Here is an 11181-nt window from a genome sequence, read left to right as displayed (position 1 = left end):
CCGAACAGGAATGCCGCTTTCTTGTGGTGCAGTTCGACGAATTTGGGGTTTTTGGCTATCGCCGCCCAGTCATACTGCTTTTCTGCCATGGGAGTTACTCCTTTCTTCGTAAATTGAACAGCAAGGAAAGCTTATGCCATCACATAAACCCTCGATAATAAGCGGTGCCGGTATCTACCCCCTTTCTCTGCAGATTGGATTTGATCCATCACTACATTCTGGCATAGCCAAATTTCATGGAAAGCATTTCCGCCCCCTCCTGAAGGGACGGAATGATCTCATTTTCCAGCCGGTCCGACAGCATCCTGAACGACGGGCCAAGCATGGTAAGTGCACCGACGATCTTGCCCGCATAATCCCGAACGGCAACCGCCACACTCACAACCCCGTCACCCAGCCCGCCGTTATCCACCGCAACACCGTTGCAACGGATGGCGTCGAACTCTTGTTCAAGCTGATCCAGATCGGGAAGCATCCCTTTGCGGCTCTGTTTCTTGCAAAGCCGTTCCAGCATGTCACGGGATTCGAGGGCCTTAATGGCCTTCCCCGAAGCATTGGTAAAAAAGGGGAACCGCCTGCCGACAAGGGGCGCAGTCTTAACCGTCTGGATGGAGTCGACCATGTCGAGAAATATCACCTCGTCACCGCTTGCCACCGTCATGTAGACCGCTTCATCATGCTTTCTCGCCAGCAATTCCATGATGGGCCGGGCATGCTTTATCAGCAGGACGCTGTCAAGGAATCTCTGGGCCATCTCCAGAGCACTGAGCCCGAGATGGTAACTGCCGGTCAACTCCTCGCGTTCCACCATGCCGCGCTTCTCCAGAGTGGCCAACAAGCGAAATGCCTTGTTCCTGCTTATTCCAAGCCGTTCCGCAAGAGTAGGCAGCGTGGCATCGGGAACCTCTTCGGTCAGAGTCTCCAATATATCCAGTGCCTTTTCAACGGTCTGCACTGCGTAGGAACATTTGTCTCTGGCCATAAACGCCACCTATAAACATGATAATAAAATGTACGTTCTAGTTTCATGGTGCAATTTTGTATTAATTTTTAGCACGACGTTTTATTGCTGTCAATAAAAAATTATTACCTCCGTTTAAAATTAATTTTTTTGCAATATATTTTGGATAGTTAGCTATTTTTTGCGTTGCTACAATTTTTAAAATCACAGAGTTTTTATCACATAAAACAAGAGTTTACAATTATGATTTCACCCGCAGTTACCTCACACCGCCCACAAATGAACGAGATTTGCGAGGCAATTTCACGCCTGCACAGAAGCGCTGTAGCAGCCGCTTTACCGTCGTTTACACCTACTGCGACCCCACACAAAAACAGCCTGCAAAACGAGGTTTAGACCACCATCGTCATACAACGGGCAAATTCATGCACGATCTGACTCCACGTCGCCAACCGTCCACATCCGCTTGGCACTGGACTCGCACCTGCACTCCATTTTCAGTCTTTACAACACCGATTTCACCATGCTAGTATTGGTCGTTTTAATGGGGCTGAGCCCATCCAGAATCTGAAAAAACAGCACAAAGGAGTCGACATATGTCAGGTCATAATAAATGGAGCACCATAAAACATAAAAAGGGTGCGGCGGATGCCAAGCGCGGCAAGATATTCACCAAGCTGATAAAGGAGATTTCCGTTGCCGCGAAGATCGGCGGGGGCGACCCCGGCGGCAATCCCCGGCTCCGCACCGCCATCGACAAGGCGAAGGCGGAGAACATGCCCAAGGACAACATCGAACGCGCCATCAAGAAGGGGACCGGAGGAATGGAAGGGGTCGTGTACGAAGAGATCGTATACGAAGGGTACGGGCCCGGCGGAGTGGCGGTCCTTGTGGAGGTTCTGACCGATAACCGCAACCGGTCTGTTTCCGACATCAGGAGCATCTTCACCAAGTGCAATGGCAATATGGGAGAAGCCGGCTGTGTCTCGTGGCTGTTCGACAAGAAGGGACTCATCGTCTTTTCCAAGCAGACCGATTTCGAAAAGCTGTTCGAAGTGGCACTCGAAGCGGGCGCAGACGACGTAGCCGACGAAGAGGAGCAGTACGAGGTCCTGACCGACCCGGCAACCTTCATCGAGGTGCGGGAAGCCCTTGAAAAGGCCGGATTCAAATACGAGTCGGCGGAAACCACCATGATCCCCCAGACCATGGTGAAACTCGACGGCAAGAATGCCGAAAACATGCTGAAAATGATGGACCGCCTGGAAGACAACGACGACGTCCAGAACGTCTACGCCAACTTCGACATCTCGGCGGAAGAGATGGAAAAAATGATGTAATACAACAAAAGGGGACATCGGGTCCCCTTTGTTCAGGGGCCGGATGGATGCCCCGCAATACAAGGCCCATGAAAATTATCGGTATCGACCCCGGTTCACGCATCACCGGATACGGCATCATCCGCAAAGAAGGAAACCGGCTTATACATGTGGACAACGGCGCCATCTTCACCGATGCCCACAAGGACTTTCCCCTTCGCCTCCAACGCATCTACCGGGGGTTGACCGAAATCATCGAAAACCATGCCCCCGACGCCATGGCGGTAGAGAACATCTTCTTCGCCACCAATGTGCAGAGCGCGCTGAAGCTGGGGCAGGCGCGGGGTGCCGCCATCGTGGCGGGGGTAAATGCCGGATTGCCGGTCTATGAATACTCCGCTCTTCAGGTAAAGCAGGCGGTGGTCGGCCATGGCAGGGCAGCCAAGGAGCAGGTGCAGAAAATGCTCAAGGCGCTCCTCAATCTCCCGGAAGTCGCACAGGAAGACGCCTCGGACGCCCTGGCGGTCGCCGTCTGCCACGCCCATTCGGTGGGCCTCAATACGTTGCGGGGTAAACTGAAATGATCGCGCTTCTGACTGGCACCATTGCCCACAAGTCGCCGGAATACATCATACTGGATGTCCACGGGGTCGGCTACCGGGTGCAGATCCCCTTTTCCACCTATTACGACCTCCCCCCCGAGGGAGGGAGCCTCTCCCTCAACATTTATACCCACGTAAAAGAAGATGCCATAAACCTCTACGGGTTTCGCACCCCGGCGGAAAAACAGTTTTTCCAACTCCTCATATCCGTTTCCGGCATCGGCCCGAAACTGGCGAAGGACATTCTCTCCAACGTCCAGGTGAATGAACTGGGAGATGCGCTCCTGCGCGGAGACCTGGCCAGGCTCTGCGCAATCCCGGGCATCGGCAGGAAAACCGCCGAGCGGGTGGTGCTGGAACTGCGGGAGAAGGTGAAGAAACTCGACTTCCTCCCGCCGGCCCAGGCGTCGGAGCGCTCCGCGGTGGGCACCGATATCATGGAGGATGTCACCTCCGCCCTCATCAACCTGGGCTACAAAGAGGCGGTGGTGAACAAGGTGCTCGCGGAACTGTCAATCACGCCGGACACCGGCATGGAAACCATCCTCAAACAGGCGCTGAAACAGCTGATGCGTTGACGAATCCAGGACTGGACACGGAATGACCCGGACAATTTCCCCAACACTGACCGACGACGACGCTCTCATTGAGGCAACGCTTCGCCCGCGTGCCCTCACCGACTACATCGGCCAGGAGAAGGCCAAGGGGAACCTGCGGCTCTTCATCGACGCGGCCCGCAAGCGGAGCGAGGCGCTCGACCACGTTCTCCTCTATGGTCCACCGGGACTGGGAAAAACAACGCTCGCTAACATCATCGCTTGCGAAATGGGGGTCAGCATCAAGTCGACCTCGGGACCGGTCATCGAGCGGCCGGGTGACCTGGCCGCAATCCTCACCAACCTGGAGCCCCACGACGTCCTTTTCATCGACGAAATCCACCGCCTTTCCCACGTGGTCGAGGAGATCCTCTACCCGGCCATGGAAGATTTCCAGCTGGACATCATCATCGGCCAGGGGCCGAGCGCCCGCACCGTCAAGCTCGAACTTCCCCGTTTCACCCTGGTGGGCGCCACCACCCGCGCAGGGCTCCTCTCCTCTCCCCTCAGGGACCGCTTTGGCGTCATCTCCCGACTGGAGTTCTACACCGACGCGGAACTGGCTACCATTGTCAGCCGCTCTGCCCGTATCCTCGCCATCCCCATGGAGGATGACGGGGCGCTGGAACTGGCACGCCGCAGCCGCGGCACCCCCCGCATCGCCAACCGCCTCCTCCGCCGCGTCCGGGACTTTGCCCAGGTCCGGGCCGACGGTATCATCACCCATGCCGTGGTGCAGGACGCCCTGGCACTCCTGGAAATCGACGGCATGGGGTTCGACCAGATGGACCGCCTCATTCTTCTCACCATCATCGACAAGTTCGGCGGCGGCCCGGTCGGCCTGGACACCATCGCTGCGGCCATCAGTGAAGAGAGCGACACCATTGAGGACGTCTACGAGCCGTTTCTCATCCAGAACGGCTTCCTGAACCGCACCCCGCGCGGCCGGGTTGCTACCAGGACCGCGTATGAACACTTCGGGCGAATCGCGCCCGAATCTCCCCAGAGAAAGCTTTTCTGACCATGCAGCAGGTATTCGACTTCCCCGTAACCCCCCGCTATCGCTTCGATAACTTCGTAGTCTGCGGCGGCAACGAAACGGCCTACCGGTTCGCCCGGCTGCTGGCCGACCCCAGGGGCACGGAAAACCTTCTCTACATCTACGGCCCCCCAGGCTCCGGCAAAACCCACCTCCTCTCTGCCCTCGGCGAATGCCTGACACACCAGTCTTCCCCGTTCCCATACCTCTCGTGCCGGGACATTGATACTCTCTACCGGGGCGATTACACCGCCGAAGCGACCTCGCGGCTAGCCGAGCATTTCCTGAACGCACCGGCACTCATCATCGATGACCTCCATCTCCTTCCGGACCAGCCAAAGCTGCGGGTCGAGCTCTGGCAGCTCTTCAACGATTTTTATACGTCAGGAAAGAAAATGGCCCTGACCGGCCTCTACCCTCCCAAAGAACTCCCCCATCTGGACGACCACCTCGTCTCCCGGTTGCTCTGGGGACTCGTGGCGAAAGTGGACGTTTCCGACGACGACTCCCGCCGCATGATCATGAAGAAGCTTGCGGAAGACCGGCAGGTACTTCTGCCGGCAGATGTGATAGACTATCTCCTGGTAAACACCCGCCGGGACATTCCTGCCCTCGTCGAGGCACTGGACCGGATCAATCGCCATGCACTGGCGACCCAACGAAAGATCACCGTTCGGCAGACACGGGAAGCGCTCGCCCTGGGAGGATAACGGCATGAAAATTCTGCTCCATATCTGCTGCGCCCCCTGCGCCATCTACCCCCTCAAGGAACTCCGCTCCCAGGGGATGGAGGTGACCGGCTTCTTCTTCAATCACAACATCCACCCCTACCAGGAATACCGGCGACGCCTTGATACGGTCCGTGATTATGCCGCAAAAGTCGATCTGGACATGATTTACCGTGACGAGTACCGGCTGGAAGAGTTTCTGGATGCGGTGGCAGCCAATCCCGACCAGCGCTGTCTTTACTGTTATGCGTCACGCCTCGAAGCAACCGCACGCGCCGCTGCCGAGAACGGTTTTCCGGGTTTCACGTCGTCGCTCCTCTACAGCAGGTACCAGAAACACGACACCATCCGCGAATTGGGAGCAAGCATCGGCGGAAGGTACGGTGTCCGCTTCCACTACGACGATTACCGGCAGGGCTGGCAGGAGGGTATCCGCATCTCCAAGGAGGTAGGGCTCTACCGCCAGCAGTACTGCGGCTGCATCTACAGCGAAAAGGAGCGTTACGCCCCCAAACCATTGCAATGAAGGGGATAATCCCATGACCGGTTTCGGCAGACACCTCATACTCATCGGGCTCGTCATTGCGGCGATCGGCGTGGCACTCTCCTTCGCCGACCGCATCCCCTGGCTGGGGAGACTCCCCGGCGACATCTCTATCAGAAGGGAGAATTTTTCCTTCTACTTCCCCCTGGCCACGAGCATTGTCATATCGCTCATCCTGTCGCTGGTACTCTGGCTTCTGCGGCGGTAACGCCGGATCGATTCGCTCTGTGCAAGGAACCGGCAGGCAAAAGAGACGGGTGAGCAGTCCGACAGGGCGTCAGGCAAGGGATTGTAATCGGCATTTTTCCTGCTACCTTTATTGACAGGAAGTTCACTCACGCATACCGGAGGCAGACATGTTCGAACTGTTGGAGAAAGCCATACTGACCGGGCTGGGGGCGGCGGCACTCTCCCAGAAGATGGCAGAGGAATTCGTCAAAGACCTCAAGGAGAAGTACAAGGTGAGCGAAGACGAGGGGAGAGCCTTCCTGGACAAGATGCAGAGCATGGCAAAGGAGAGCAAGTCCAAGGTAGCGGAAATTGCTGAAGCGGAAGTGAAAAAGGTCATCGACCGTGCAGGGCTGGTCCCCCGTGACGAGTTCGATCGCCTGGCGAAGCGGGTTGAAGAGCTGGAAAACCGGCTGGCGAACAACGAGCCGGGAGCGCCATGCTGAACCTCCTGCAGTTCAACCGCAATATCCGTAGCATCAGACGCTACCGGAATGTGGTCCGGGTCCTTTTCAAGTACGGTTTCGACCATATCCTGGAGTACCTCAACCTTTCCCAACTGGTCGCCCGCAGCCGGCGACTGCTGCGTCGCGACGAGTCGGCGATTGCCCAGCTCTCCCAGGCGGAACGGCTCCGACTGGCCCTGGAAGAGTTGGGGCCCACCTTCGTAAAGCTCGGGCAACTGCTATCGACCCGCCCCGACCTTATTCCCCCCAATTACATCAGCGAATTCTCCAAGCTGCAGGACGATGTCCCCTCTTTCTCATCCGCAGAAGCACGTGAAGAGATCCAACGCGAACTGGGACGAGAGATCGAAGCGCTTTTCGCCAGCTTCGATCCCGTACCCATTGCGGCCGCATCCATAGCCCAAGTTCACCGGGCCCGGCTTCTCACCGGCGAGGAGGCAGTCGTGAAAGTCCGCCGGCCGGGGGTGGTGGATTTGGTGGAGACCGACATCGACGCTCTTATGGGATTGGCCCACCTTGCCGAACGACACCTGCCGGGAAGCGACATCTACGACCCCGTGGGAGTAGTCAAAGAATTCGCCCGCACCATCCGGCGGGAAATGGATTTTTCCCGGGAAGGGCGCACCATCGAAAAATTCACCGCAAACTTCACCGGCGATCCATCCCTTTATTTTCCCCGTGTCTACTGGCAGGCGACTACCCGCGGCATCCTCACCATGGAATACATAGATGGCATCAAGGTGTCGGACCTTCATGCCCTGGAACAGGCGGGTCTCGACCGTGTCGCGATTGCCCACCGGGGTGCAAATGCATTTCTGAAGATGGTCCTGAACCACGGTTTTTTCCATGGCGACCCCCATCCGGGAAACGTCCTCATCCTGCCGGACAACGTCATCTGCCTCCTTGATTACGGCATGGTAGGCCGGCTCGATGCCCAGCTGAAGGGATACCTTACCGATATCCTTCTCGCCATTCTGGAGCGGAACGTGGACGAGGTCATCTCCATCCTCCTCTATTCGGGCGAAATCACCGATTCCCTCGACACGCGGGCACTCAAGCGGGATCTAGCGGAATTCATCGACAGTTACTACGAAATTCCGCTCCAGGAGATAGAAGTCGGCAGGATGCTCATGGAGTTCATTGAAATCATCACCACCTACCACATCAAAATCCAGCCGGATCTGATGCTCCTCACCAAAGCGCTGGTCACCATAGAGGGGATGGGGCGGGAACTGGATCCCCAGTTCGACATGATAAGCCATCTCCGCCCCCCCATGGAGCAGGTGGTGAAGGAGAAGCTCTCCCCGCGCCGCATCTTCAAGGATATCAACTCCTATGCCATGTCCTACGTCAACCTGACGAAGAACCTGCCCCGGGACATCAAGGAAATCCTTAACAGGCTCAACCGTAACAAGTTCAAGATCGATCTGGAACACCGCGGTCTCGACCGTTTCATCCGCGAACTGGACAAATCCATCAACCGCCTCTCCTCGAGTCTCATCATCGCCGCCCTCATTGTCGGTTCCTCCATCATCATGCAGACCGACAAGGGCCCCCTGCTCTTCGAATTTCCCGTGTTTGCCTTCTTCGGCTACACCATAGCCGCATTCATCGGACTCTGGTGGGTAATCGCCATCATCCGTTCCGGCCGGCTCTGACAGGGAAAACCACTCTTTCATAACTTGAACTTGCCCGATTTTTCATATAGATTACCCTGTAGCTCTGAATTATCGTAACGGGAGAATAATGCCGAAGCAACCCTCCGCCAACCTGCCCCCCGCGGAACTGAAGAAGCGCAAACGGGAATGGGTCATTATTGCCCTTTCCCTCCTGCTCATCACCGTCTGTACCGCTGCTGAAATCCATCTGACACGCCTCAGCTCGGAAGTCCCCATGGGGAACAACATCCTCATCTTCGGCCTCATCAATATAATCACCCTCCTTATCATCCTGCTCATCTATCTGGTATTCAGGAATATTGCTAAAATGCTCATGGAGCGCCGGCAAAACGTCCTCGGTGCCCGACTGCGCACCAAGCTGGTGCTGGCCTTTGTCGGTCTTTCTCTTGTGCCGACCATGCTCCTGTTCTTCGTGTCGGCCGGATTCATCAACAACAGCATACAGAACTGGTTCAACAAACAGGTGGAAACAGCCCTTGACGAATCAATGGAGGTTGCCCAGACCTACTACAAGACATCGGCTGCCAATGCCCTCTATTACGGGCAACAACTGAGTGCCACCATCAAAGAGCAGAAGCTGATCAACGAGGAAAACCTTCCCCGGTTGAAGGCTCTCATTCGCCAGAAGCAGAAGGAATACAACTTGGGGGTGGTGGAAGTATTCTCATCCCAGCGCGAGGAACTGATACGGGCATCCAACCCGAAACTCCCCCTAGGTGAGTTCACCAACCCTTCGTCTGAAGACATAAATGTTGGTCTCAGCGGCAAGGAACTTTCCCGGGTCAACCCCGTGGGGAAGGCCGATCTCATCCGTGGCATCGTGCCGGTGTTTTCAAACTGGAACCCCGATGATGTGGTCGGCGTGGTGGTGGTCAATTACTACGTTCCCCACTCTCTCGTCAGCAAGATGAAGGAGATATCCACCTCCTACCAGGAATTTCGCCAGCTGAAAATCCTCAAGAACCCCATCACCACCGGTTACATCCTGACCCTGTTTCTCATCACCATGGTCATCGTTTTCCTGGCAGTCTGGTTCGGGGTCTATCTTGCAAAGAGCCTTACCATCCCCATACAGGAACTGGCAGAAGCCACCCGCCAGGTGGCTGAGGGAAATCTTGATATCCATTTGGGAGAAAAGGGAAACGACGAGATAGGAATGCTGGTTTCCTCGTTCAACAAAATGACCGAAGACCTGCGCAATAATCAGTTTGCCCTGAAGCAGACCAACGAAGAGGTGATCCGGAGCAACCAGGAACTGGAACAGCGGCGGCGCTACATGGAGACGGTATTGAAGAACGTCACCGCCGGCGTCATTTCTGTCGATAAGGGAGGAGTTCTCACCACGGTGAACAAATCCGCCGAACGACTCCTTCACATAACCACAACAGATGTTATCGGCCGAAATTTCAGGGAGGTTCTGCGCTCGACACATCTTGATACCGTAAAGGGGATGCTGCGCGACCTGGTACTCGGGAAGCAGGACACCATCCGTAAGCAGGTCACCATACCTTTCAGGGACGGCAATCTCACCCTGCTGGTGAACCTGACTGTCCTCAAGGACGAAAACGATGAATTTATGGGAACGGTCGTTGTCTTCGATGACCTGACCCATCTGATCAAGGCACAGCGCATGGCGGCATGGCGCGAGGTTGCACGGCGCATCGCCCACGAAATCAAGAATCCCCTCACCCCGATTCAGCTCTCCGCTCAGCGGCTCAGAAAGCGTTACCTCTCTCGTTTCGGCGAAGACGAAAAGGTTTTCGACGAATGTACGGCCATGATCGTAAAATCGGTGGATGAGCTGAAATCCCTCGTGGACGAGTTCTCAAGTTTTGCACGGATGCCGGCAGCACAGCCATCTCCCAACAACCTCAATGACATTATCCGTGAAGCCCTCACCCTGTATCAGCAAGCCCATCGCGCCATAAGCTTCACATTCCACGGGGATGACAGCATCCCCCCCATCATGCTTGACCGCGACCAGATAAAGCGGGTGATCATCAACCTTCTGGACAACGCCGTCGCGGCAATCGACGGCGAAGGTGCGGTAACGGTGGAAAGCAACTGCAACCACGAACTGAAGATGGTTTCCTTCGTGGTTGCCGACACTGGCCACGGCATCGCCCCCGAAGACCGTCCCCGCCTGTTCGAACCCTACTTCTCGACGAAGAAAACGGGAACCGGGCTGGGGCTCGCCATTGTCAACACTATTATTTCGGACCATCACGGCTTCATCAGGGTTAAGAACAACGAACCCGCGGGAACCCGCTTCATCATCGAATTACCGTTCGGTGAAACACCCGTATAGTCCCTCCAGAGAAACAGCATACCAATAATCTTGCCTGAATAACCTTATTGTTAAGTTTTTTTAATTGCAACGAGTCAACATTTTTGGTATCAAGAGGCGTCTGCGCTGTCTAGCAGAACGTCATTGAAATCGAAAAATCAGGAGGGCATGGATGAAAGTACCGCAGATCACCATCTATTCTAGAAATTCAGGCGTTGAAATCGGTCCCTATGAACGGCGGACAACGGGGAAACCGGCAGAAGGAAGGATAGCACTCCGCTTTTTCAGACTTGAGGAGAAAAGCCAACCCCTTCGGTTTGTCGTCAACCCGACGGAAGGATTCGAACTGTCAAGGCTGATCAGCCGAATATGCCAATCTGGGGGTAAAGAGACCATGACGCACAAGTACGAGGGACCAGACGGGGAAACCGTTAGCAAGCTTGCCGTGGAGCGTTACGAAAGGAATAACCGACAGGGGTACGCTTTGAGCATCCAGCGAGGGGAAGAGAGCGTCAACGTCTCCACCACCGCCGACCATTTCCTATATGCTGCGGAATTCCTCAGGCATCTATCCCTGGTTCAGGCATGGGTGGAAATACCGGCGCCCGAAAGCGCAGGCTAATCTCTCACCTACCGCCGATGCTACAGATGGCACAGAAACAAAAAAAAGCCCCACCATAAAGAATGGTGGGGCTTTTTGATAAAATTCCCGGCGGCGACCTACTCTCCCA

The 11181-nt window shown here is 55.7% G+C and carries 12 protein-coding genes; 11 read left to right on the top strand and 1 reads right to left on the bottom strand.

Annotated features, from left to right (window positions below; translation table 11 throughout):
• Positions 1–211: 211 nt before the first annotated feature.
• Positions 212–982 (bottom strand): IclR family transcriptional regulator, encoded by a 771-nt coding sequence (locus tag KI810_RS17065; RefSeq protein ID WP_214176781.1) that lies wholly within the window; start codon positions 980–982, stop codon positions 212–214.
• A 575-nt stretch (positions 983–1557) separates the two neighbouring features.
• On the opposite strand from KI810_RS17065, the gene KI810_RS17060 reads away from it, so the two are divergent.
• The 11 genes from KI810_RS17060 to KI810_RS17010 all read left to right on the top strand — a co-directional run bounded on the left by KI810_RS17060 (position 1558) and on the right by KI810_RS17010 (position 11072).
• Positions 1558–2301, top strand: a complete 744-nt coding sequence (locus KI810_RS17060; protein WP_214176780.1) for a YebC/PmpR family DNA-binding transcriptional regulator — start codon at positions 1558–1560, stop codon at positions 2299–2301.
• A 68-nt stretch (positions 2302–2369) separates the two neighbouring features.
• On the top strand, positions 2370–2864 hold the full coding sequence (gene ruvC / locus KI810_RS17055) for a crossover junction endodeoxyribonuclease RuvC (RefSeq protein WP_214176779.1): 495 nt from the start codon (positions 2370–2372) through the stop codon (positions 2862–2864).
• The gene (gene ruvA, locus KI810_RS17050) at positions 2861–3460 is read left to right on the top strand and encodes a Holliday junction branch migration protein RuvA (protein ID WP_214176778.1); all 600 of its coding nucleotides are present in this window, start codon (positions 2861–2863) and stop codon (positions 3458–3460) included. The genes ruvC and ruvA overlap by 4 nt, the downstream gene beginning before the upstream one ends.
• Positions 3461–3482: 22 nt before the next feature.
• The gene (gene ruvB, locus KI810_RS17045) at positions 3483–4499 is read left to right on the top strand and encodes a Holliday junction branch migration DNA helicase RuvB (protein WP_214176777.1); all 1017 of its coding nucleotides are present in this window, start codon (positions 3483–3485) and stop codon (positions 4497–4499) included.
• A 2-nt stretch (positions 4500–4501) separates the two neighbouring features.
• The gene (locus tag KI810_RS17040; RefSeq protein ID WP_214176776.1) at positions 4502–5227 is read left to right on the top strand and encodes a DnaA/Hda family protein; all 726 of its coding nucleotides are present in this window, start codon (positions 4502–4504) and stop codon (positions 5225–5227) included.
• A gap of 4 nt (positions 5228–5231) precedes the next feature.
• Complete coding sequence (locus tag KI810_RS17035; RefSeq protein ID WP_214176775.1) at positions 5232–5771, top strand: epoxyqueuosine reductase QueH; 540 nt, start codon at positions 5232–5234, stop codon at positions 5769–5771.
• A 13-nt stretch (positions 5772–5784) separates the two neighbouring features.
• Complete coding sequence (locus tag KI810_RS17030; RefSeq protein WP_214176774.1) at positions 5785–5997, top strand: DUF2905 domain-containing protein; 213 nt, start codon at positions 5785–5787, stop codon at positions 5995–5997.
• A gap of 148 nt (positions 5998–6145) precedes the next feature.
• Positions 6146–6463: a phasin family protein gene (locus KI810_RS17025; protein ID WP_214176773.1), complete on the top strand. Its 318-nt coding sequence runs from the start codon at positions 6146–6148 to the stop codon at positions 6461–6463.
• On the top strand, positions 6457–8142 hold the full coding sequence (gene ubiB, locus KI810_RS17020) for a 2-polyprenylphenol 6-hydroxylase (RefSeq protein ID WP_214176772.1): 1686 nt from the start codon (positions 6457–6459) through the stop codon (positions 8140–8142). The genes KI810_RS17025 and ubiB overlap by 7 nt, the downstream gene beginning before the upstream one ends.
• A gap of 88 nt (positions 8143–8230) precedes the next feature.
• Positions 8231–10471, top strand: a complete 2241-nt coding sequence (locus tag KI810_RS17015; RefSeq protein WP_214176771.1) for a sensor histidine kinase — start codon at positions 8231–8233, stop codon at positions 10469–10471.
• A 151-nt stretch (positions 10472–10622) separates the two neighbouring features.
• Complete coding sequence (locus KI810_RS17010; protein ID WP_214176770.1) at positions 10623–11072, top strand: hypothetical protein; 450 nt, start codon at positions 10623–10625, stop codon at positions 11070–11072.
• Positions 11073–11181 lie beyond the last annotated feature (109 nt).

The sequence above is a fragment of the Geomobilimonas luticola genome (genome assembly GCF_018476905.1).
Taxonomy (GTDB): domain Bacteria; phylum Desulfobacterota; class Desulfuromonadia; order Geobacterales; family Geobacteraceae; genus Geomobilimonas; species Geomobilimonas luticola.
Note: the sequence above shows the minus strand (reverse complement) of the source record. Positions and strands in the feature narration are given on the sequence as shown.